The organism is Pseudomonas sp. 13B_3.2_Bac1, assembly GCF_025466205.1.
Taxonomy (GTDB): domain Bacteria; phylum Pseudomonadota; class Gammaproteobacteria; order Pseudomonadales; family Pseudomonadaceae; genus Aquipseudomonas; species Aquipseudomonas fluorescens_H.
In genome coordinates, this window is the sequence record NZ_JANLOG010000009.1 from 1 (window position 1) to 23,149 (window position 23,149).

Here is a 23,149-nt window from a genome sequence, read left to right on the forward strand (position 1 = left end):
AGTCCCCAGACATACGGGTCTCAGGGTCAGAAAGTTAAAAAAAAGGGCTTGGGGACTGATCCCCAAGCCCTCAAAAGGTGAGAGGTGTCTAGTCCCTCGACCTGGTGAGCGGTGCTACAAGTAACGCGTCGGCTCAGGCTTTGAGCGGAACCAGACGCGGGGCAATCATGTTTTCCGGGCGCAGGATGTCGGCGAGCATCGCTTCGTCGAGCAGGCCTTCTTCGCGCACCAGTTCCAGCACGCCGCGGCCGCTTTCAAGGGCGATACGGGCGATGCGGGTGGCGTTTTTGTAGCCGATGTACGGGTTCAGCGCGGTGACCAGACCGATCGAGTGCTCGACCAGTTCGCGACAGCGCGCTTCGTTCGCGGTGATGCCGACGATGCAGTGCTCGCGCAGCATGTCCATGGCGCGTTGCAGCAGGCGGATCGAGTCGAGGATCTTGAACGCGATCAGCGGCTCCATCACGTTCAGTTGCAGTTGGCCGCCTTCGGCTGCCATGGTCAGCGCCAGATCGTTACCGATGACCTGGAAGGCCACCTGGTTAACGGCTTCCGGAATCACCGGGTTGACCTTGCCGGGCATGATCGAGCTGCCTGGCTGACGCGCTGGCAGGTTGATTTCGTTGATGCCGGTACGTGGGCCGCTGGACAGCAGGCGCAGGTCATTGCAGATCTTCGACAGCTTGACCGCGGTGCGCTTGAGCATGCCGGAGAACAGCACGAAGGCGCCCATGTCGGAGGTGGCTTCGATCAGGTCGGCAGCGGGCACCAGCGGCTGACCGCTGATCAGTGCCAGGCGTTGAACGGCCAGCGCTTGATAACGCGGGTCGGCGTTGATGCCGGTGCCGATCGCGGTGCCGCCCAGGTTCACTTCAGTCAGCAGTTCCGGGGCCAGCGTCTTCAGACGGGCCAGGTCTTCGCCCATGGTGGTGGCGAAAGCACGGAACTCTTGACCCAAAGTCATCGGCACGGCGTCTTGCAACTGGGTACGACCCATCTTCAGGACGTGGTTGAATTCTTCACCCTTGGCCGCGAAGGCCTGAATCAGGCTGTCGAGGCTGGCCAACAGCGCGTCGTGACCCAGCAGCAGACCCAGGCGGATCGCGGTCGGGTAGGCGTCGTTGGTCGACTGCGCCATGTTGACGTCGTCGTTCGGGTGCAGGTACTGGTACTCGCCTTTCTGGTGACCCATTGCTTCGAGTGCAATGTTGGCGATCACTTCGTTGGCGTTCATGTTGGTGGAGGTACCGGCGCCACCTTGAATCATGTCGACCACGAACTCTTCGTGGAAATCACCGCGGATCAATCGGGCACAGGCTTCGCTGATGGCAGCGTGCTTGGCTTCGCTCAGATGACCCAGTTCACGGTTGGCGTCTGCAGCGGCCTGTTTGACCATGGCCAGACCGACAACCAGTTTCGGGTAATGCGAAATCGGAACGCCGGAGAGACGGAAGTTGTTCACCGCTCGCAGGGTCTGGATGCCGTAATACGCTTGAGCCGGTACTTCGAGGGCGCCAAGCAGGTCATTTTCTGTGCGGAAAGATGCAGCGGAGGACATGATAGAAATCATCTCGATATGGACCCGGTCTATGCCGGAACGCTGCGAATGCTAGGCTTCCGGGATTTTTTGGGCCAATGCTGTTAAACACTGGCCTATGCACATTCGGCATAATGCCGGTGTGACGCCGCGTGCGCGGCAGACGTGTGACCTGTTTTGGTGCGTGTCCGGGAGGACGTGATGAATCTGGAAAGCAAATGGCTCGAGGACTTCAGTGCCCTGGCCGCCACCCGCAGCTTCTCGCAGGCGGCCGAACGGCGCTTCGTGACCCAGCCGGCCTTCAGCCGGCGAATCCGCAGCCTCGAGGCCGCTCTGGGGCTGACGCTGGTCAACCGCTCGCGCACGCCGATCGAGCTGACGGCGGCCGGGCAACTGTTTCTGGTGACCGCGCGCACCGTGGTCGAACAGCTCGGCGAAGTGCTGCGTCATCTGCATCATCTGGAAGGCGGGCAGGGCGAGGTGATCCAGGTCGCGGCGGCGCACTCGCTGGCGCTGGGCTTCTTCCCGCGCTGGATCGCGCAATTGCGCAACGAAGGCTTGAACATCGCCACGCGGCTGGTGGCGACCAACGTCGGCGACGCGGTGCACGCGCTGCGCGAGGGTGGCTGCGACCTGATGCTGGCGTTCTACGACCCGGACGCGGCAATGCAGATGGACCCGGAAATCTTCCCGTCGCTGCACCTGGGCCAGACCGAAATGCTGCCGGTGTGTGCAGCGGACGCCGATGGCAAACCGCTGTTCGATCTGGAAGGCGAAGCCAGTGTGCCGCTGCTGGCCTATAGCGCCGGGGCGTTTCTCGGGCGTTCGGTGAATGGTCTGCTGCGCCAGCGTCAGTTGCGCTTTACCACCATTTACGAAACCGCCATGGCCGACAGCCTCAAGAGCATGGCGCTGGAAGGCCTCGGCATCGCCTGGGTGCCGCAGTTGAGCGTGCGCGCCGAACTTGGCCGAGGTGAACTCGTTGTTTGCGGCGGCCCGCAATGGCATGTGCCGCTGGAGATTCGTCTGTATCGCTGCGCACTGGTGCGCAAGGCCAACGTGCGCTTGTTGTGGCGCAAGCTTGAGGGCGGGGCAGCCGGCCCGGCGACTTGAGGGGCCCAGGCGTGAAAGTCTCAATGGGCTTTCACGCTGTTGTTCATGACTTAAAGCGTTTCAAGCATTTTCTTCGAGATACTTGCGGATTCTTTCCCGGTTTTTATCACTGAAGCGTTTGGCATTGCCTCTGAGAGAGGATTCAAGCGATCCGGAGGCCATGATGGTTTCATCCCACCAACCGTTGTAATAAACCTCGAAGTCTTCATGGCGTGCGCCGAACATATGCCCCACTTCATGCGCGGGTGTCTGGTCACCGTTAATGGATGCAATGGCAACAAACCCCGTTTGACTTGCAATCCCTGCAACCGTGCTGCTGAGATTGTCGCGTGTCAGCAGAAGGTACTTGCGCGTGTGGTTGGTATAAGTGTCGGCGGGTTGGGTCTGTTTATGCTGTTCGACTTTTTTAGACCAGGAAAGAAGTGTCTGTTCCGGGCTGTCAATCTTGTAGCTCAGGTCTGTGAGGGCCGGCGCGTCTGAAGGTGACTTGAAAAGGATTGCGAGCGGCCGTCCGGAAAGTGTTTCGAATTCCTTGGCCAACCATTTGAATTGTTTTTCGTAAATATCATCAGCGTCATGATCTGCCAGATCCTTATGAACAAACACTAATAACAGCAATGGGTGTGGCATTTAAATGCTCCGATGGTTTCTGGATTCGGTGGTGGGTGCCGAAAATATTGATGATTTAATAAGGGCGAAATATTTTATTAAGTTGAAGTTCGCAAGTTGCCGCAACTTCACGTTGTTTATATAACATTGGTAGCGTGTGACGCGGCTGGTTAGTGTTTTAGCTTTTATTTCCTGATGCTCTTTACTTGGCGTTTATCGGGTGCAGTTCAGGAGGGATGTTCTTGATTCTCGAGTCAATAAAACCGCTGTATTGCCTCGGCTGACAGATGGTCGAATCGGGGGCTGTTTATTGCTTTCTTTGCGGTATACTGCGCGGCCTTCGGCCGGCACGTCCGGCCATTTTTCGTACAATCAAGCCACGCAATCCTGCGTGGCTTGTTGTTTTTGACGCGCCTGCGGGCGCCCAGAGAGAAGAGGCGCGACGATGAGTGCACTGGTTGGCGTGATCATGGGCTCCAAGTCCGATTGGTCCACCCTTAGCCACACCGCCGATATGCTGGAAAAGCTCGGCATCCCGTACGAGGTCAAGGTGGTTTCTGCCCACCGCACCCCGGATCTGCTGTTCCAGTACGCCGAAGAGGCTGAGGGCCGCGGCATCGAGGTGATCATCGCCGGTGCCGGTGGCGCAGCCCACCTGCCAGGCATGTGTGCGGCCAAGACCCACCTGCCGGTGCTGGGCGTTCCGGTGCAGTCGTCGATGCTCTCGGGCGTCGATTCGCTGCTGTCGATCGTGCAGATGCCGGCGGGCATTCCGGTTGCCACCCTGGCCATCGGCAAGGCCGGCGCGATCAATGCTGCGCTGCTCTCGGCGAGCATTCTCGGCGCCAAGCATCCACAGTTCCACGCGGTACTGAAAACCTTCCGTGCCGAGCAGACAGACAGCGTCCTGGACAATCCAGACCCACGTATTGCCTGAGGTTGTTGAGATGAAGATCGGTGTAATCGGTGGCGGCCAGTTGGGCCGCATGTTGGCGCTGGCGGGCACTCCGCTGGGCATGAACTTCGCTTTCCTCGACCCTGCGCCGGACGCTTGCGCCGCGGCACTGGGCGAACACCTGCGGGCCGATTACGGCGATCAGGATCACCTGCGCCAGTTGGCCGATGAAGTCGATCTGGTGACCTTCGAGTTCGAAAGCGTCCCGGCCGAAACCGTGGCGTTCCTCTCGCAATTCGTGCCGGTGTACCCGAGTGCCGAAGCCCTGCGCATCGCTCGCGACCGCTGGTTCGAGAAGAGCATGTTCAAGGACCTGGGCATCCCGACCCCGGCCTTCGCCGACATTCAGTCGCAAGCCGACCTGGATGCCGCCGTGGCTGCCATCGGTCTGCCGGCGGTGCTGAAAACCCGCACCCTGGGTTACGACGGCAAGGGCCAGAAAGTCCTGCGCAAGCCGGAAGACGTGGTTGGTACGTTCGCTGAACTGGGCAGCGTTGCCTGCCTGCTGGAAGGCTTCGTGCCGTTCACTGGCGAAGTCTCGCTGATCGCCGTGCGTGCCCGCGACGGTGAAACCAGGTTCTATCCGCTGGTACACAACACCCACGACAGCGGCATCCTCAAGCTGTCGGTGGCCAGCACCGATCACCCGCTACAGGCGCTGGCTGAAGACTATTCCAGCCGCGTGCTCAAGCACCTGGATTACGTCGGCGTGATGGCGTTCGAGTTCTTTGAAGTCGACGGTGGCCTGAAGGCCAACGAAATCGCCCCGCGCGTGCACAACTCCGGGCACTGGACCACCGAAGGCGCCGAGTGCAGCCAGTTCGAAAACCACCTGCGCGCCGTTGCCGGCCTGCCGCTGGGTTCGACGGCCAAAGTCGGCGAGAGCGCGATGCTCAACTTCATCGGCGTGGTTCCGCCGGTGGAGAAGGTCATCGCCATCGAAGATTGCCATCTGCATCACTACGGCAAAGCCTTCAAGGCCGGGCGCAAGGTCGGTCACGCCAACCTGCGCTGCGCCGACATGGCCACGCTGCAGGCGCAGATCGTCAAGGTCGAAGCGCTGATCGCCGAGTAAAAGCAGTTTCATCTGGCCGCGGCGGAACCATTGCGGGGCCGCCGTTCTCTGATGGCAGGATGCGAAAGTCTGACTAGGCTTTCGCATATCTACTATTCAGAGGGAAATGCCATGGGAATTATCGGAACCATCTTTATCGGCTTGATCGTCGGCCTGCTGGCACGCTTTCTCAAACCGGGCGATGACAGCATGGGCTGGATCATGACCATCCTGCTCGGTATCGGCGGTTCGCTGGCAGCCACCTACGGCGGCCAGGCCCTGGGCATCTATCAGGCAGGTCAGGGCGCAGGCTTCATTGGCGCACTGGTCGGCGCGATCGTGCTGCTGGTGATCTACGGCCTGATCAAAAAGAACTGATCCAAAGCGACAAAGCCCTCTCTGCCAAACCGGTGGGGAGGGCTAGAATGCGCGGCGACTGTTCGTCCCTTCTTTTTTACCGAGCTCCTCCATGCGCCGCATTTTGTTGACTCTCCTTTTTCTGGGCAGCGGTTTGGCCCACGCCGGCGAACTGCCGGAAACCGACTGGCTGGAACTGATGCCCAAGTCGGACCAGAAAGCCCTCGAGGCCATGCCTGAAATCGATCACAACTCCCCGGAAGCCACCGGCACGTTCACCCAGAAGGGTGGCATGAAGCAGGCCAAGGGTTTGCCGGCGGTGATGTATTCGACCAAAACCGTGGCGGCGATGAACGACAAGCACATTCGTATCGGTGGTTATCCGGTGCCGCTGGAGTCCGATGCCAAGGGCCGCACCACGGTGTTCTTCCTCGTGCCGTACCCGGGCGCTTGCATCCACGTGCCGCCACCGCCGCCGAACCAACTGGTGCTGGTGCGTTATCCCAAAGGCTTGAAGCTGGATGACATCTACACGCCGCTGTGGGTGACCGGTACGCTGAAGATCGAGAAGGTCAACAACGATCTGGCGGACGCGGCGTACGCGCTGGATGCGGACAAGGTGCGGGTGGTGCAAGAGTCCGATCTCTAACACTTGCCACAAAACAACTGTGGGAGCGGGCTTGCTCGCGAATGCGGTGTATCAGAGAGATTAATGTATCTGACACACCGCATTCGCGAGCAAGCCCGCTCCCACAGTTTGTTTCGCACCAGGGTTTAAAGCGGTTTGCTGCCGACGCTGACACCCATCGTATGGCTCACACCCGAGCCCAGCGTGACCACGTCATCCATCACATTCGCCGTCTCGATGCACAGCATGCGCTGCCAGCCATCGTTGTCCATGTCGCTGAACGCCGCTGCGCGGTCGATCCATGGGTTCCAGATCACCGCCGTGCGTGAGCCAGTGGCGGTCAGCACGATGCGCCGTTTCCAGGTCGGATCGACGATGCTCAGTTGCGGCGGAGCGTCGAGGTAGATGCGGTCGGTTTCCCCGGCGAAGCGCAGCTCGCCCTGCTGTTTGTGGGTATTCCAGTTGTCCAGAGTCTCGATGTAGTCCAGGCCGTCCACACCGTCGACGTGCACGTTGCGCACATCGCTGACCGCGAAGTAACTGTGCAGCGCCTGGCTGATGCTGACGCTTTCGGCGCCCCGGTTGTGGCTGGTCAGGCTGATGTGCAGTTGATCATTCAGGTGCAGGGTCAGGGTCAGATCGACCTGGTGCGGCCAACCCGGGAAGCCACCTTCGGGATACGGCAGCTTGAACTCGACTTTGATGCCATCGTCCTCGGCTTCGATGCCGCCCAGTTGCCAATCCATCGCCCGGACGAAACCGTGGGACGCTGCCGGTTCTTCGCTGACGCGCATGGCTTGCACGCTTTGCGGGTTGCGATCAAACACACCGAACCACGGCCAGCACACCGGCACACCGGCGCGGATGCTCTTGCCGGTCTTGAACAGCGCCTTGTCGTTGAGCCAGATGATCGGCGGCTGACCGTCAACCTGATAACTGAGGATGTGCGCGCCTTGCTGGGCCACCAGCACTTCGGCCTGACCGTGGCGGATGCGCCAGCAGTTCAGTTCATCCAGTTTCACGGCTTCAACGTTGGGCGTGTTCATGGGGCAGCTCTCGATCAGACACTTGGGACGACTATCGACCGCAAAACCGCGGCGAGGTTTAACGCGCGCGTGGCGGTACCGAACGGGTACGACCGCTGCCGTCGATGGCGACGAAGACGAACACCGCTTCGGTCACTTTACGCCACTCGCTGGACAGCGGATCGTCGCTCCACACCTCGACCATCATCTGGATCGAGCTGCGGCCGATTTCCAGGGTCTGGGTGTAAAAGGACAATTGCGCGCCCACCGCGACCGGCACCAGGAACGCCATGCGGTCGATGGCCACGGTCGCCACACGGCCACCGGCAACCCGGCTGGCCATCGCAGTGCCGGCCAGATCCATCTGCGCCACCAGCCAGCCGCCGAAAATATCGCCAAAGCCGTTGGTTTCGCGGGGGAGTGCGGTAATTTGCAGGGCCAGGTCGCCTTGCGGGATCGGATCTTCTTGTTCGAGCTCTATCATGCCGGGGGTGCCTCTGACCCGTGACTCTTCTTTGGTATTGCTGGTGGTAGCCGTCTTCGGGAAAAACGATTCAGCACCGAACATACTGCGTTCGTCACGTTTTCCATAAGGCAACTAAAGGGGAAACTCTGCGAAACCGGCTGATCCCGTTCAAAGGCCGGGCCAACGACGTTTTCGCACAGCAACCCCCTACAAACCGGAGCAAGGTTGCGAGTATATCGGTCGGTAGACTCCGCGACGACCATCGGGTTCTGATTTTGACCGTCAAATACGCGCCTCTATGTGCTTTTTCGAACAATTTGCTATGGTGCCGAACCTGCCGAAGCCACAGCCAGCGTTGTTGTGGCGGCGGATCCGACTATAAGAGAAGCCCTTGCCATGACCACAGCGCCTTCGAGCCTCGCGCAGCCCGAGCAACCTGCACGCCCCCTGACCCGCAATGACTACAAGACTCTGTCGCTATCGGCCCTGGGCGGTGCGCTGGAGTTTTACGACTTCATCATCTTCGTGTTCTTCGCCACCGTGGTCGGCAAGCTGTTTTTCCCGGCCGACATGCCCGAGTGGCTGCGCCTGATGCAGACCTTCGGCATTTTCGCCGCCGGTTACCTGGCGCGGCCGCTGGGCGGCATCGTCATGGCGCACTTCGGCGACCTGCTGGGACGCAAGAAGATGTTCACCCTGAGCATTTTCATGATGGCCGTGCCGACCCTGATCATGGGCCTGCTGCCAACCTACGCGCAGATCGGTATGTGGGCGCCGATCCTGCTGCTGTTGATGCGGGTGATCCAGGGCGCGGCGATTGGTGGTGAGGTGCCGGGGGCGTGGGTCTTCGTTTCCGAACACGTGCCGCAAAAGCACATCGGCTACGCCTGCGGCACCCTGACCAGCGGCCTGACGGCGGGCATCCTGCTCGGCTCTCTGGTCGCTACGGCAATCAACAGCATTTATACGCCGGGGGAAGTCGCGGATTACGCCTGGCGCATCCCGTTCCTGCTCGGTGGTGTATTCGGTCTGTTCTCGGTGTATCTGCGTCGCTGGCTGCACGAGACCCCGGTGTTCGCCGAGCTGCAACTGCGCAAGGCGCTGGCCGAAGAAGTGCCGCTGCGCGCGGTGCTGCGTGACCATCGCGGGGCGATTGCGATCTCGATGCTGCTGACCTGGCTGCTGTCCGCCGGGATCGTCGTGGTGATCCTGATGACCCCGACCGTGCTGCAGACGGTCTATCACTTTTCGCCGACGATTGCGTTGCAATCGAACAGCCTGGCGATCGTGTTCCTCAGCGTCGGCTGCATCATCTCCGGTGCCCTGGCGGATCGTTTCGGCGCCGGCCGGGTGTTTGTCTTCGGTTCGCTGGGCTTGCTGATCAGTTCCTGGACCTTCTATCACAGCCTCGCTGATCATCCGAACTGGCTGTTCCCGCTGTATGCGCTGACCGGTCTGCTGGTCGGCACCATCGGTGCGGTGCCATACGTGATGGTCAAGGCGTTCCCGCCGGTGGTGCGCTTCAGCGGGCTGTCGTTCTCGTACAACGTGGCGTACGCGATCTTCGGTGGCCTGACGCCAATGGTGGTCAGCCTGCTGCTTAAAGAGAGTGCGATGGGCCCGGCTTACTATGTGGCCGTCCTTTGCACGATGGGGATTCTGGTGGGGGCGTGGCTCTGGAAGAAGGGGCGCTGAAAATCTTCACCTGTGGGAGCGGGCTTGCTCGCGAATGCGTTGTGTCAGTCTGCATATGAATAGGCTGACACGGCCTCTTCGCGAGCAAGCCCGCTCCCACATTAGTTCTGTGTTGTTCTCTGAGATCTTCGAATCATCCTGCAAAACCCCGATACTGGCCTTTCATCCAATTGTCATATTTCAGCCATAGAGTGTTCACACGGCCTGCTGATACTTGGCCCCGACTTAACACCCCCTATCTGCTAGGAGTAAGGCATGAAACTGAAGCGTTTGATGGCGGCAATGACTTTTGTCGCTGCTGGCGTTGCGACTGCCCACGCGGTAGCCGCTGGCGTTGACCCGTCAATTCCGGCTTACACCAAAGTCACCGGTGTCTCGGGCAACCTGTCCAGCGTTGGTTCCGACACTCTGGCCAACCTCATGACCCTGTGGGCTGAGAACTACAAGAAAGAATACCCGAACGTAAACATCCAGATTCAGGCCGCTGGCTCCGCCACCGCGCCACCTGCGCTGACTGAAGGCACCTCCAACCTGGGCCCGATGAGCCGCAAGATGAAGGACACCGAACTGGCGGCCTTCGAGCAGAAATACGGCTACAAGCCAACCGCAATCCCGGTTGCCGTGGACGCCCTGGCGGTGTTCGTGCACAAGGACAACCCGATCCAGCACCTGACCATGGAACAGGTTGACGCGATCTTCTCGTCCACCCGTCTGTGCGGCGCCAAAGCCGACGTGAAAACCTGGGGCGACCTCGGCGTAACCGGCGACCTGGCCAACAAGCCAGTGCAACTGTTCGGCCGTAACTCGGTATCCGGCACCTACGGCTACTTCAAGGAAGAAGCCCTGTGCAAAGGCGACTACAAGCCTAACGTCAACGAACAGCCAGGTTCGGCGTCGGTCGTGCAGTCGATCAGCTCCTCGCTGAACGGCATCGGTTACTCGGGCATCGGCTACAAGACCGCCAGCGTGAAAACCGTTGCTCTGTCGAAGAAAGGCAGCACTGACTTCATCGAAGACACCGAAGAAAACGCCCTGAACGGCAAGTACCCGCTGTCGCGCTTTCTCTACGTTTACGTGAACAAGGCACCGAACAAGCCTCTGGCCCCGCTGGAAGCCGAGTTCGTGAAACTGGTTCTGTCGAAACAGGGTCAGGAAGTCGTAGTGAAAGACGGCTACATCCCGTTGCCAGCCAAGGTTGCTGCAAAAGCACTGGCTGACCTGGGTCTGCAGGAAGGCGGCGCTGAAGTCGCAAAAAAGTAACAAATTGAGTCAGGGGTGAACCCCGCCTGACTCAAGTGTGGGGCCCGGTCCGCAAGCGGCCGGCTCCCACACCCTCCGAATTTTTCTATCCACTGCCAGTACCCCGCTGGCGGCGGATTTGGTGCGTCACTGCATTGTCATCTTTCTGTCATACAGGATCGCTAGGGTGTGCGCATGAATGATCTGGCCAATTCCCCAATGACTACGACTTCCCCTCCCAAGCGCATTGATTTCAATACGCCTGAGCTGCAACGCAAGCGCCGCATTCGCGCGCTCAAGGATCGCTTCACCCGCTGGTACGTCCTCGTCGGCGGCCTCGCCGTGCTGGCAGCCATCACCCTGATCTTCTTCTTCCTCGCCTACGTCGTTGCACCGTTGTTCCACGGCGCCAGCCTGACCGCGAAGGATGCCATTACCCCCGCCTGGATGCAGGACGCCGGCAAGCCGCTGATGATTTCGCTCGAAGAGCAGAATCAGGTGGCGATGCGCGTTTCCGACAAGGGCCAGGCGCTGTTTTTCGACATCGACAGTGGCGCTGAATTGAAGCGCGTCGATCTGCCTGTGCCAGCCGGCACCACCGTGACCTCCATTGGCGAAGACCAGCCAGGTCATCCGCTGGTAGCCGTGGGCCTGTCCAACGGCCAGGCGCTGGTGTTCCGTCACACCTATAAAGTCAGCTACCCCGATGGCAAGAAAACCATCACCCCGGCCATTGAGTATCCGTACGGCGAAGCGCCGATCGCGGTGAACGAGGGCGGCGGGGCGCTGGAGCACGTCAGCCTCAACGCGACCGATTCGACCCTGATGCTGGTGGGTTCGACCGGTTCGCAGCTCAATGTGCTGGCGCTGACCAGCGAAGAAAACATGATGACCGGCGAAGTCACCAACGAGCAGAAGCGTATCGAGCTGCCGCAGATGACCGAGCCGGTGAAGAACATCTTCGTCGACCCGCGCCAGCAATGGCTGTACGTGGTCAACGGGCGGGCCCAGGCCGACGTGTTCAGCCTGCGCGACAAGAGCCTCAACGGTCGCTACAAACTGCTGGAAAACGCCGACGCCCAAGTCACGGCCTCGACCCAACTGGTGGGCGGTATCTCGCTGATCATCGGTGATTCCACGGGTGGTCTGGCCCAATGGTTCATGGCTCGCGATACCGATGGCGAGTTGCGTCTGAAACAGATCCGCACCTTCCAGATGGGCACTGCGCCGATCGTTGAAATCACTGCCGAAGAGCGTCGCAAGGGCTTCGTTGCCCTTGATGCCAGCGGCAAGCTCGGCGTGTTCCACAGCACCGCGCACCGCACCCTGCTGGTCGATCCGGTGGTCGAGGGTCAGGGCCTGTTCGGTCTGTCGCCGCGTGCCAACCGGGTGATCGTCGAGGCCGGCGGCAAGCTGCAACCGCTGCTGCTCGACAACCCGCACCCGGAAGTATCGTGGAGCGCGTTGTGGAGCAAGGTCTGGTACGAAAACTACGACGAGCCTAAATACGTCTGGCAATCGACTGCGGCCAACACCGATTTCGAACCGAAACTGAGCCTCTCGCCACTGACCTTCGGCACCCTGAAAGCCGCTTTCTACGCAATGTTGCTGGCCGCACCGCTGGCGGTTGCCGCAGCGATCTACACCGCGTACTTCATGGCCCCGGGCATGCGCCGCAAGGTCAAACCGGTGATCGAGCTGATGGAAGCGATGCCGACGGTGATCCTCGGTTTCTTCGCCGGTCTGTTCCTCGCGCCGTATGTGGAAGGGCATCTGCCGGGCATCTTCAGCCTGCTGATGCTGCTGCCGATCGGCATTCTGGTCGCCGGTTTTACCTTCAGTCGTCTGCCTGAGTCGATCCGCCTGAAAGTCCCGGATGGCTGGGAAAGTGCGCTGCTGATTCCGGTGATCCTGTTTGTCGGTTGGTTGTCGCTGTACATGAGCCCGTACATGGAGAACTGGTTCTTTGGCGGCGACATGCGCATGTGGATCTCCCACGACCTGGGCATCACCTACGACCAGCGCAACGCTCTGGTGGTTGGTCTGGCGATGGGTTTTGCGGTGATCCCGAACATCTACTCGATCGCCGAAGACGCCGTGTTCAGCGTGCCGCGTGGCTTGACCCTCGGCTCCCTGGCCCTCGGTGCCACGCCGTGGCAGACCATGACCCGCGTGGTGATCCTCACCGCCAGCCCGGGCATTTTCTCGGCACTGATGATCGGCATGGGCCGTGCGGTCGGGGAAACCATGATCGTGCTGATGGCTACGGGTAACACCCCGGTCATGGAAATGAACCTGTTCGAAGGCCTGCGCACCCTGGCCGCCAACGTCGCGGTGGAAATGCCCGAGTCGGAAGTCGGCGGCAGCCACTACCGCGTGCTGTTCCTCTCGGCGCTGGTGCTGCTGTTGTTCACCTTCGTCATGAACACCCTGGCAGAACTGATTCGTCAGCGTCTGCGCAAGAAATACTCGTCGCTTTAAGAAAGGTAGAAGTCTGTGAAACAGAACTCCCTGAATGGATGGTTCAAGAGCGGCGCCCCGGGCGTCTGGATCAGCGGTGGCGCGGTGTCCATCGCGGTCATCATGACCATTGGCCTGCTGGCGGTGATTGCCGTGCGCGGTCTGGGTCACTTCTGGCCGGCGGACCTGATCCATGCTAGCTACGACGTACCGGGCCAGGCCAATCACCTGGTCATCGGCGAAGTGGTACAGAAAGAAGAAGTGCCGCGTGCACGCCTGAAAAGCGCCGGCCTGCCGGTGCCTGATCAGGGCCCGGAATTCATGACCCGCGAGCTGATCAAAGTCGGCAACCGTGACCTGAACGGCAACGACTTCACCTGGGTGGTCGGCGAGTGGCTGACCAACCAGACCACGCCGCCGGAACTGATGGCGATCGAGCGTCGCGAGTGGGGCAACTTCTACGGCTACCTGGTCAACGTCAAACAGGACGGCAAGGTGATCGCCGAAGGCGAAGCGGCCTGGCCTGAGCTGCAAGCGCGGATCGACCGCGTGAACAAGCTCGCCGCGCAGCTCAAGTCGCTGGAAAAGACTGATATCGGGGCGATCAACGCAGGCCTGGAACGCATCCGTCTGCACGGTCGCAAACTGGAACTCGACGGCAAGCTCGACGCCACCGCGCAAGCGGACATGGACGCCGAACGTGCCGAGCTGAACGCGCGTTATCAGGACATCGAAGCGCGTCTGGCCGATCTGCATGCGCAGTTCAACCGCGACGCTTTGACCGCTCGCGATGCCAACGGCAAAGAGATCGAAATCGGCCTGGGCAAAGTCGTTCACGCCTATCAGCCGAACGCGATGAGCACCTTCACCAAGGTCGGTTTCTACTTCAGCAAGATCTGGGAATTCCTCTCGGATGACCCGCGTGAAGCGAACACCGAAGGCGGCATTTTCCCGGCGATTTTCGGCACCGTGATGATGACCCTGATCATGGCGATGATCGTGACTCCGTTCGGCGTACTGGCGGCGGTGTACCTGCGCGAATACGCCAAGCAGAACACCCTGACCCGGATCATCCGTATCGCGGTGAACAACCTGGCGGGCGTTCCGGCGATCGTTTACGGCGTGTTTGGTCTGGGCTTCTTTGTTTATGTGTTGGGTGGTTCGGTTGACCGTCTGTTCTTCCCGGAAGCACTGCCGGCACCGACCTTCGGTACGCCGGGCCTGCTCTGGGCGTCGCTGACTCTGGCGCTGCTGGCGGTACCGGTGGTGATCGTGGCGACCGAGGAAGGTCTGGCGCGTATCCCGCGTACCGTCCGTGAGGGCTCGCTGGCCCTTGGTGCGACCAAGGCGGAAACCCTGTGGAAGATCGTTATACCGATGGCCAGCCCGGCGATGATGACCGGCATGATCCTCGCCGTGGCCCGCGCCGCCGGTGAAGTGGCGCCGCTGATGCTGGTGGGTGTGGTGAAACTGGCGCCGTCGCTGCCAGTGGACGGCAACTACCCGTACCTGCACCTGGACCAGAAGATCATGCACCTGGGCTTCCACATCTATGACGTCGGCTTCCAGAGCCCGAACGTCGAAGCGGCACGGCCACTGGTGTACGCCACGGCGCTGCTGCTGGTGCTGGTGATCGCGATCCTCAACCTGTCGGCGGTGTGGATTCGTAACCACCTGCGTGAAAAATACAAAGCTTTGGACAGTTGATATCCCTGTGGGAGCGGGCTTGCTCGCGAAAGCGGTGGGTCAGGCGACATTGATGTCGAGTGTGCCGGCCTCTTCGCGAGCAAGCCCGCTCCCACCCTAGATTGAGTACAGCCGCACCAAGCGGCTAACCGAACCGAATTTGTTAGCACAGGGAGCCTCCCATGCAGCACGAAACACCTACCCACGGCATCAACATGTCGGCCCTGGGGCGCGACAAGCAGAGCCTGAATCTCGAGCAGGAAACCGTGGCCATCGAGGTACCGGGTCTGAGCCTGTACTACGGCGACAAGCAAGCCCTGTTCGACGTCAGCATGAACATCCCGAAACAGCGCGTGACCGCGTTCATCGGCCCGTCCGGCTGCGGCAAGTCCACGCTGCTGCGTACCTTCAACCGCATGAACGATCTGGTTGACGGCTGCCGTGTCGAAGGCGCAATCAACCTGTACGGCAACAACATCTACCGCAAGGGCGAAGACGTCGCCGAACTGCGTCGTCGCGTCGGCATGGTGTTCCAGAAGCCCAACCCGTTCCCCAAGACCATCTACGAAAACGTGGTCTACGGTCTGCGCATCCAGGGCATCAACAAGAAGCGCATCCTCGACGAAGCGGTCGAGTGGGCGTTGAAAGGCGCGGCGCTGTGGGACGAAGTCAAAGACCGTCTGCACGACTCGGCACTTGGCCTGTCCGGCGGTCAGCAGCAGCGTCTGGTGATTGCCCGCACCATCGCCGTTGAACCGGAAGTGTTGCTGCTCGACGAACCGTGCTCGGCCCTCGACCCGATCTCGACCCTGAAAGTCGAAGAGCTGATCTACGAGCTGAAGTCCAAGTTCACCATCGTCATCGTCACCCACAACATGCAGCAGGCCGCGCGGGTTTCCGACTACACGGCGTTCATGTACATGGGCAAACTGGTGGAATTCGGCGACACCGACACCCTGTTTACCAATCCGGCGAAGAAGCAGACCGAAGACTACATCACCGGTCGTTACGGCTAGCAGACGCTGGTTGTCGCTCACTGAATTGACTGCGGCCCGCCGCACCTTACCGGACGCTCCAAGGACGCCAACATGATTAGTAAAGAAGGCCTTACCCACCACATTTCCGCGCAGTTCAACGCTGAACTGGAAGAAGTGCGCAGCCACCTGCTGGCCATGGGCGGGCTGGTCGAGAAGCAGGTCAACGACGCGGTCACCGCGCTGATCGAGGCCGACTCCGGCCTGGCCCAGCAGGTGCGCGAAATCGACGACCAGATCAATCAGATGGAGCGCAACATCGACGAAGAATGCCTGCGCATTCTCGCCCGTCGTCAGCCGGCGGCATCCGACCTGCGTCTGATCATCAGCATCTCCAAGTCGGTGATCGACCTGGAGCGCATCGGCGACGAAGCGACCAAGATCGCCCGTCGCGCCATTCAGCTGTGCGAAGAAGGCGAAGCGCCGCGTGGTTACGTCGAAGTGCGTCACATCGGCGACCAGGTGCGCAACATGGTCCGTGATGCGCTGGACGCGTTTGCCCGTTTCGACGCCGATCTGGCCCTGTCGGTGGCGCAGTACGACAAAGTCATCGACCGCGAATACAAGACCGCGCTGCGTGAACTGGCCACCTACATGATGGAAGACCCGCGCTCTATCTCGCGGGTTCTGAGCATTATCTGGGTGCTGCGTTCGCTGGAGCGGATCGGCGACCACGCGCGCAACATCTCGGAACTGGTGATCTACTTGGTGCGCGGCACCGACGTGCGTCATCTGGGCCTCAAGCGCATGAAGGAAGAAGTTGAGGGCACAAGCGGCGAAACCGCTAATGTTCCGGGCAATGCTGACGATAAGTAAGATTGCCTGAGAAAAGCGCCCGGCCCTTTGGCCGGGCGTTTTTGTTTGGGCGCTTGAATCAGGAAACCGAATTAAAAAGCAGCACCCGCGAACGAAAAGTCCCGGCGTGACTGAAGATTGTTGGCAATGTGCCATCAGCAAAGCGGTATGCTTGCCGGGATTTTTATAGGGGTGTTGGATGAGCAAGATCAGTGTGTTGGTCGTGGACGACGCTTCGTTCATTCGCGACCTGGTGAAAAAGTGCCTGCGTAACTACTTCCCGGGGATTCGTACCGAGGACGCCATCAACGGCAAAAAGGCCCAGGCGATGCTGGCCAGGGAAGCGTTCGACCTGGTGCTGTGCGACTGGGAAATGCCGGAAATGTCCGGCCTGGAACTGCTGACCTGGTGCCGCGAGCAGGACAACCTCAAGACCATGCCGTTCATCATGGTTACCAGCCGTGGCGACAAGGAAAACGTGGTGCAGGCGATTCAGGCTGGCGTTACCGGCTACGTCAGCAAGCCATTCACCAACGAACAGCTGCTGACCAAGGTCAAGCAGGCGCTGAACAAGGTTGGCAAGCTCGATACCCTGATGAACAGCGCGCCGACCAAGATGAACTCGGCGTTCGGTAACGACTCCCTGAGCGCGTTGACCGGCGGCAAGCCTGCCGTGGTCGGTACTGCGCCGGCGGCCGCTGCTGCGGTGAATCCGTTCGCCAAGCCTGCTGCAGCTGCTCCGGCGCCTGCTGCTGCACCGTCGCGTGGCTTGCTCAACAGTCCGCCGGTACAGGCACCGGCTGCCTCGAAAGCGCCGGCCGGCGGTCGTGGCCAGGGCCAGTTGCGTCTGCCGAGCGGCACCCAGCAATGCGTGATCAAGGCCCTGAGCATCAAGGAAGCGCTGTTGGTGGTGAAGCGCACCGACACCCTGCCACAGATCCTCGACAGCGCCGTGCTCGATCTGGAGCAGGGCGACAACGCCGAAATCGCCCGTCTCAATGGCTATCTGCACGCTGTGGTCGCACACGAGCCGAAGCCGGACAGTGAATGGCTGCAACTGACTTTCCGTTTCGTCGACCAGGATGCGCAGAAGCTCGATTACATCTCCCGCCTGATCGCCCGCGGCACGGCGCAGAAGCACTTCGTTCCGGGCGCTTGATCCTCGTCGCCTGACACACCGCTTTCGCGAGCAAGCCCGCTCCCACCTTTGAAATGCATTCCAAGGTGGGAGCGGGCTTGCTCGCGAAGGGGTCATCACTGACGACGTCCATTTTCCAGACTGCCCAATTTGAAACATCTGTCGACTAGCCTGGTCTGTCTCAGCTGCTAGGCTCTTTTCCAGGCCTTACTCGACAGAACCTTTGCCCATGCTCGCGCGCCTGCTGTTTTTCTGTGGTCTTTTCATGGCCTCCACCTCGACTGTGGCCATGACCATCTACAAATCCACCGATGCCAACGGCGTGGTCTCGTACAGCGACCGGCCGAGCAAAGGCTCGCAGGTGTTCGTGTTTCAGGACCGCATGGTCGAGCACCTCGAGCGCCAGGTGTATCTCGATATCAAGAAGCAGAAGGGTACCGACGTGGTGTTCGTGCGCAACGACCTGTATGCGCCGGTCGAGGTGGCGCTGGCGTTCACCGGCATGAGCAATGTGCGTGGTGCCCCGGCACAAACGATCCGCCGGGTGCTGCCGGCGCGCAGCAATACCCGGTTGGCACTGCTGACGGCGATTAGCGGCAGCCAGCCGCTGGTGTATACGCCGCAGTTCCAGTACTCGCTGGGCGACCCCGCTGGCGCCGCGCAGAGCTATCGCTATCCGTTGCCGTGGCGGGGCGGGCCGTTCCGTCTGAGTCAGGGCGCCAACGGCCAGTACAGCCACTACGGGCCGAAGAACAAGTACGCGATGGACATCGCCATGCCGGTGGGGACGCCGATCATTGCCGCACGGGCCGGGGTGGTGGTGAAAACCGAAAATTCACAGAGCGGGCGCGGCAATGATGCCTCCGGCAATTTCGTCCGGGTACTGCATGACGACGGCACCATGGGCGTGTACCTGCATCTCAAGCAAGGTTCGGTGAGCGTACGTGAGGGGCAGCGAGTGACGGTCGGCAGCCCGCTGGCGCTGTCCGGCAACACCGGCAACAGCAGCGGCCCGCACCTGCACTTTGTGGTGCAGCGCAATACGGGGCAGGGGCTGGTGTCGATTCCGTATCAGTTCAACCAGCCGCTGGGGGCGCTGCCCAACTTTGCGTTGGGCAAACAGTAAAGGCAGTGGAGCTCAACTGTGGCGAGGGAGCTTGCTCCCGCTGGGCTGCGAAGCGGCCCCAAAAACCTGAAACCGCGTTCGATCAGATACACCTAGCACACAGTTCTGCGACTGCTGCGCAGCCGAGCGGGAGCAAGCTCCCTCGCCACAAAAGCTGTCCTGCAATCGCGATCAATCCAGCATCAACACCTTCGCCAGCACAATCTTCGGCCCTTTCATCTTCTTGATGATGATTCGCAGGCCTTCGACTTCCAGCACTTCTTCCTCTTCCGGCACCCGTTTCAGGGTTTCGTAAACCAGGCCAGCCAGGGTTTCGGCTTCGATGTGGTCCAGGTCGATCCCCAACAGGCGCTCAACCTTGAACAGCGGCGTATCGCCACGCACCAGCAGCTTGCCCGGCTGATACGCGAGGATCCCGCGCTCGGCCTTGCGGTGTTCGTCCTGAATGTCGCCGACCAGCACTTCCAGCACGTCTTCCATGGTCAGGTAGCCGATGATGTTGCCGTCGGCCTCTTCAACCACGGCGAAGTGCGAGCCGCCCTTGCGGAACTGCTCCAGCAGCTGCGACAGCGGCATGTGTCGCGACACGCGCTCCAGCGGACGGGTCAGTTCAGCCAGGTTGAACGACTCCGGAATGTGGTCCAGCGCCGCCAGTTCCAGCAGCAGGTCTTTGATGTGCAGCAGGCCGACGAACTCCTGGCGCTCGCTGTCGTACACCGGGTACCGGCTGAACTTGTGGCGACGGAACATCGCCAGAATTTCTTTCAGCGGCGCGTTGAATTCGAGGGTGATCAGGTCTTCGCGGGAGTTGGCCCAGTCGACCACTTCCAGTTCGCCCATCTCCACCGCCGAGGCCAGCACGCGCATGCCTTGGTCGCTCGGATCCTGACCACGGCTGGAGTGCAGGATCAGTTTCAGTTCTTCGCGGCTGTAATGGTGTTCGTGGTGCGGGCCGGGTTCGCCTTGACCGGCGATCCGCAGAATCGCGTTGGCGCTGGCATTGAGCAGGTAGATCGCCGGGTACATCGCCCAGTAGAACAGGTACAGCGGCACCGCCGTCCACAGCGACAGCAGCTCGGGTTTGCGGATCGCCCACGACTTGGGCGCCAGTTCACCGACGACGATGTGCAGGTAGGAAATGATGAAGAATGCGGTAAAGAACGAAATGCCCTTGACCACTTCCGGCGACTGCACGCCGACCGCGCTCAGCAGCGGTTCAAGAATGTGCGCGAATGCCGGCTCACCGACCCAGCCGAGGCCCAGGGAGGCGAGGGTGATACCGAGCTGACACGCCGAGAGGTACGCATCGAGCTGACTGTGGACGGTGCGCAGGATGTGCCCGCGCCAGCCGTTCTTGTCAGCGATGGCCTCGACCCGGGTCGAGCGCAGTTTGACCATGGCGAATTCCGCCGCAACGAAAAAGCCGTTGAGCAAAACCAGGATCAGAGCGAAAAGAATCATGCCGAAATCGGCGAAAATCGTAGCGAGGGACAAGCCAGGGGAAGGGTCCATGATGGAGTTTTGCAGGTTCCGTGTGATTCGTAAGAGAGAAGAAATCGCGCCTGAAAGGCAGACGCAAGTCAGCCAATGTAGCGGCTGACATGGCGATTGCCTAGTGGCGCGTGCTGGCCGGTATCACTCGGCGGCGCTGATGGCCCGTGCCTGGGCCACCTGGGCCGGGGCGAAATGGCAGGTGAACGTGCTGCCATGACCGGGCACGCTGCTGATCTCCATTCGCGCGCGGTGGCGCAGCAACACGTGTTTGACGATCGCCAGGCCCAGCCCGGTGCCGCCGGTGTTGGAGTTGCGGCTGGAGTCGACGCGGTAGAAGCGTTCGGTCAGGCGCGGCAGGTGTTTGCTGTCGATACCGATCCCGGAATCCTGCACGCTCAGGTGCGCGCCTTGCTCGTCGCCCCACCAGCGAATGCGGATGTTGCCCTCGGCCGGGGTGTACTTCACGGCGTTGAACACCAGGTTGGAGAAGGCGCTGCGCAGTTCCGCCTCGCTGCCCTTGAGCAGGATGCGCGCATCGGCTTCGAGGGTGATTTTCTGGTTCTTCTGCCCGGACAACTGCTGGGCGTCGCTCTTGATTGACTGCAGCAGGGCGTCGATCTGCACTGGCTGGTTGTCCGACGGGTAATCGGTGGCTTCCAGTTTCGCCAACAGCAGCAGATCGTTGAGCAGCGTCTGCATGCGTCCGCCCTGTTGCTGCATCTGCTGCAGGGCGCGGCTCCAGCGCGGGTTCACTTCCTCGACGTTGTCGAGCAGGGTTTCCAGATAGCCGCAGATCACTGTCAGCGGTGTGCGCAGTTCGTGGGAGACGTTGGCGATGAAGTCTTTGCGCATCTGTTCCAGCTGATGGATGCGCGTGACGTCGCGTACCAGCATCAAGTGTTCGTTGTTGCCGTAGCGCGTCAGGTACAGCTGAATGCGCACGCGATCATTGGTCGGCGAAGGGATTTCCAGCGGTTCGGCGTAGCTTTCCTGCTCGAAGTATTCCTTGAAGCGCGGATGCCGTACCAGGTTGGTCACCGGTTGACCGCTGTCCTGCGGGGTCTTGAGGCCGAGCAGGGTTTCCGCGGCGCGGTTCCACCATTCCAGGTTGCCGTCGCTGTCGAGCATGATCACCGCGTCTTTGAGCGCGGCGGTGGACTCCTGCACCCGGTCGATCACCGCTTGCAGGCGCCCGCGTACCCGTTGATCGCGGCGTTGCAGGTGGTAGATGCTGTCGAACACCTCGCCCCACAGGCCATAGCCGTCGGGCGGTGCTTCATCGGGTTGGTGCAGGCGCAGCCATTCGTGCAGACGCAGCAGTTGCTTGAGCGTCCAGGCCAGGTAAATCCCCAGGCCTGCTGCGAGGCTCCAGCCGTAGTAGCCGGTGATCAGGCCGATCACCAGACACGCTGTGACCAGCAACAGCATGTGGCGAATCAGGGTGCCATGCCAGTTTTGATTCACGGAAAATACGGTCCTTGTCAGCGAGTCTGGCGGTCGGATCAGGCCTTGGTGGAAAACCGGTAGCCGGTGCCGCGCACGGTTTGTACCAGATTTTCGTAGGCGTCGCCGAGGGCCTTGCGCAGGCGGCGGATGTGCACGTCGACGGTGCGCTCTTCAACATAGACGTTGCCGCCCCAGACCTGATCCAGCAACTGTCCGCGCGTGTAGGCGCGTTCCTGGTGGGTCATGAAGAATTGCAGCAGACGGTATTCGGTCGGGCCCATCTCGGCCGGACGGCCGTCGATGGTCACGCGGTGGCTGATCGGGTCGAGCAGCAGGCCGCCGACTTCGATCGGCGCTTCGCCATCGGTCGGACCGGCGCGGCGCAGTACAGCCTTGAGGCGGGCGACCAGTTCGCGTGGGGAAAACGGTTTGGTGATGTAGTCGTCGGCGCCGACTTCAAGACCCTGGATCTTGTTGTCCTCTTCGCCCTTGGCGGTGAGCATGATGATCGGGATGTCCCCGGTCAGCTCGTCACGCTTGAGGCGGCGGGCCAGTTCGATGCCGGAGGTGCCGGGCAGCATCCAGTCGAGCAGGATCAGGTCCGGTTTGCGGTCAACGATGATGGCGTGTGCCTGCTGCGAGTTCTCCGCCTCGAGGCAGTCATAGCCGGCCATTTCCAACGCAACGGCGATCATTTCGCGAATGGGCGCTTCGTCGTCGACGATCAGAATGCTCCTGCCAACCATGCCTTAATCCTCTTGTCATTTAACTGTCTTGCGCCGCATTAGATAACGGAATTATTGCATTCGTGTGACAGTATTTTAGTCGCCCGGCGGTTGGCGCGATCCTGGACTAAGCTCTAAGTCCGAATCCTGACAACCACAAAAGAAGGTTTCCATGACACAAATGACTGCTTCTTTCAAAGCTCTGCTGCTGGCTGCTGCCGTTGCTTTACCGACCATGGCGTTTGCTGCTGAGCCAGCGATGGAGAAGGACGGCATGTTTACCGATCACAAGGGCATGACCCTGTACACGTTCGCCAAAGACTCTGCGGGCAAGTCCATGTGCAACGACAAGTGCGCGGCGAACTGGCCACCGCTGATGGCTACGGCTGGCGACAAGTCCATGGGCGACTGGACCGTGATCAAGCGTGACGACGGCAAGATGCAATGGGCCTACGAGGGCAAACCGCTGTACACCTTCGTGATGGACAAGAAGGCCGGTGACATGACCGGTGAGGGCAAAATGGACGGCGCCTGGCACGTCGCCAAAGCCAAGTAAACGCAAACCCC

21 protein-coding genes are annotated in these 23,149 nt (G+C 60.7%); 14 read left to right on the forward strand and 7 right to left on the reverse strand.

What is annotated here, in order from left to right:
* Positions 1 to 133: 133 nt before the first annotated feature.
* Positions 134 to 1,558 carry an aspartate ammonia-lyase gene (gene aspA, locus NTD85_RS01075; protein WP_003229645.1) on the reverse strand — a complete coding sequence of 475 codons (1,425 nt, stop codon included), beginning with the start codon at positions 1,556 to 1,558 and terminating at the stop codon, positions 134 to 136.
* Positions 1,559 to 1,738: 180 nt separating this feature from the next.
* Here aspA and NTD85_RS01080 point away from each other — a divergent pair, with 180 nt between their 5' ends.
* Positions 1,739 to 2,650, forward strand: coding sequence for a LysR substrate-binding domain-containing protein (locus NTD85_RS01080; protein WP_201136219.1), 912 nt, complete (start codon positions 1,739 to 1,741; stop codon positions 2,648 to 2,650).
* Between the two features lie 60 nt (positions 2,651 to 2,710).
* On the opposite strand, the gene NTD85_RS01085 is transcribed toward NTD85_RS01080, so the two are convergent.
* Positions 2,711 to 3,280, reverse strand: coding sequence for a hypothetical protein (locus tag NTD85_RS01085; RefSeq protein ID WP_003229643.1), 570 nt, complete (start codon positions 3,278 to 3,280; stop codon positions 2,711 to 2,713).
* A gap of 424 nt (positions 3,281 to 3,704) precedes the next feature.
* On the opposite strand from NTD85_RS01085, the gene purE reads away from it, so the two are divergent.
* The 4 genes from purE (at position 3,705) to NTD85_RS01105 (ending at position 6,274) form a co-directional block, all read left to right on the forward strand.
* Positions 3,705 to 4,196, forward strand: coding sequence for a 5-(carboxyamino)imidazole ribonucleotide mutase (purE, locus tag NTD85_RS01090; RefSeq protein ID WP_003229641.1), 492 nt, complete (start codon positions 3,705 to 3,707; stop codon positions 4,194 to 4,196).
* 10 nt (positions 4,197 to 4,206) lie between these two features.
* Entirely contained in the window at positions 4,207 to 5,289 is a 1,083-nt protein-coding gene (locus NTD85_RS01095) for a 5-(carboxyamino)imidazole ribonucleotide synthase (RefSeq protein ID WP_003229637.1), read from the forward strand.
* 111 nt (positions 5,290 to 5,400) lie between these two features.
* A complete protein-coding gene (locus tag NTD85_RS01100) occupies positions 5,401 to 5,646 on the forward strand; it encodes a GlsB/YeaQ/YmgE family stress response membrane protein (protein WP_003229635.1) in 246 nt (81 codons plus the stop codon).
* Between the two features lie 91 nt (positions 5,647 to 5,737).
* Complete coding sequence (locus NTD85_RS01105; RefSeq protein WP_262141225.1) at positions 5,738 to 6,274, forward strand: DUF3299 domain-containing protein; 537 nt, start codon at positions 5,738 to 5,740, stop codon at positions 6,272 to 6,274.
* Positions 6,275 to 6,399: 125 nt separating this feature from the next.
* Here NTD85_RS01105 and NTD85_RS01110 read toward each other — a convergent pair whose 3' ends face one another.
* Positions 6,400 to 7,299, reverse strand: coding sequence for a D-hexose-6-phosphate mutarotase (locus tag NTD85_RS01110; RefSeq protein ID WP_003229630.1), 900 nt, complete (start codon positions 7,297 to 7,299; stop codon positions 6,400 to 6,402).
* A gap of 58 nt (positions 7,300 to 7,357) precedes the next feature.
* A complete protein-coding gene (locus NTD85_RS01115; protein WP_003229628.1) occupies positions 7,358 to 7,762 on the reverse strand; it encodes an acyl-CoA thioesterase in 405 nt (134 codons plus the stop codon).
* A gap of 378 nt (positions 7,763 to 8,140) precedes the next feature.
* Between NTD85_RS01115 and NTD85_RS01120 the strand changes: the two genes are divergently transcribed.
* The 8 genes from NTD85_RS01120 to NTD85_RS01155 all read left to right on the forward strand — a co-directional run bounded on the left by NTD85_RS01120 (position 8,141) and on the right by NTD85_RS01155 (position 18,917).
* A complete protein-coding gene (locus NTD85_RS01120; protein WP_262141226.1) occupies positions 8,141 to 9,439 on the forward strand; it encodes an MFS transporter in 1,299 nt (432 codons plus the stop codon).
* Between the two features lie 255 nt (positions 9,440 to 9,694).
* Positions 9,695 to 10,699, forward strand: coding sequence for a phosphate ABC transporter substrate-binding protein PstS (locus tag NTD85_RS01125; RefSeq protein WP_003229623.1), 1,005 nt, complete (start codon positions 9,695 to 9,697; stop codon positions 10,697 to 10,699).
* 426 nt (positions 10,700 to 11,125) lie between these two features.
* The gene (locus NTD85_RS01130; protein WP_262141249.1) at positions 11,126 to 13,159 is read left to right on the forward strand and encodes an ABC transporter permease subunit; all 2,034 of its coding nucleotides are present in this window, start codon (positions 11,126 to 11,128) and stop codon (positions 13,157 to 13,159) included.
* A gap of 15 nt (positions 13,160 to 13,174) precedes the next feature.
* A complete protein-coding gene (pstA, locus tag NTD85_RS01135; protein WP_003229620.1) occupies positions 13,175 to 14,845 on the forward strand; it encodes a phosphate ABC transporter permease PstA in 1,671 nt (556 codons plus the stop codon).
* 161 nt (positions 14,846 to 15,006) lie between these two features.
* Positions 15,007 to 15,840, forward strand: coding sequence for a phosphate ABC transporter ATP-binding protein PstB (pstB, locus tag NTD85_RS01140; protein WP_103484627.1), 834 nt, complete (start codon positions 15,007 to 15,009; stop codon positions 15,838 to 15,840).
* A gap of 72 nt (positions 15,841 to 15,912) precedes the next feature.
* Positions 15,913 to 16,674, forward strand: coding sequence for a phosphate signaling complex protein PhoU (gene phoU / locus NTD85_RS01145; RefSeq protein WP_003229617.1), 762 nt, complete (start codon positions 15,913 to 15,915; stop codon positions 16,672 to 16,674).
* 178 nt (positions 16,675 to 16,852) lie between these two features.
* Positions 16,853 to 17,812, forward strand: a complete 960-nt coding sequence (locus NTD85_RS01150) for a response regulator (protein ID WP_003229615.1) — start codon at positions 16,853 to 16,855, stop codon at positions 17,810 to 17,812.
* Positions 17,813 to 18,020: 208 nt separating this feature from the next.
* Positions 18,021 to 18,917 (forward strand): peptidoglycan DD-metalloendopeptidase family protein, encoded by an 897-nt coding sequence (locus NTD85_RS01155; protein ID WP_103521157.1) that lies wholly within the window; start codon positions 18,021 to 18,023, stop codon positions 18,915 to 18,917.
* Positions 18,918 to 19,088: 171 nt separating this feature from the next.
* On the opposite strand, the gene NTD85_RS01160 is transcribed toward NTD85_RS01155, so the two are convergent.
* The 3 genes from NTD85_RS01160 to phoB all read right to left on the reverse strand — a co-directional run bounded on the left by NTD85_RS01160 (position 19,089) and on the right by phoB (position 22,603).
* On the reverse strand, positions 19,089 to 20,429 hold the full coding sequence (locus NTD85_RS01160; RefSeq protein WP_003229612.1) for a hemolysin family protein: 1,341 nt from the start codon (positions 20,427 to 20,429) through the stop codon (positions 19,089 to 19,091).
* Positions 20,430 to 20,552: 123 nt separating this feature from the next.
* On the reverse strand, positions 20,553 to 21,839 hold the full coding sequence (gene phoR / locus NTD85_RS01165) for a phosphate regulon sensor histidine kinase PhoR (protein ID WP_207199136.1): 1,287 nt from the start codon (positions 21,837 to 21,839) through the stop codon (positions 20,553 to 20,555).
* 74 nt (positions 21,840 to 21,913) lie between these two features.
* On the reverse strand, positions 21,914 to 22,603 hold the full coding sequence (gene phoB, locus NTD85_RS01170; RefSeq protein WP_003229608.1) for a phosphate regulon transcriptional regulator PhoB: 690 nt from the start codon (positions 22,601 to 22,603) through the stop codon (positions 21,914 to 21,916).
* A 151-nt stretch (positions 22,604 to 22,754) separates the two neighbouring features.
* On the opposite strand from phoB, the gene NTD85_RS01175 reads away from it, so the two are divergent.
* Complete coding sequence (locus tag NTD85_RS01175; protein ID WP_262141227.1) at positions 22,755 to 23,138, forward strand: hypothetical protein; 384 nt, start codon at positions 22,755 to 22,757, stop codon at positions 23,136 to 23,138.
* Positions 23,139 to 23,149: the final 11 nt, after the last annotated feature.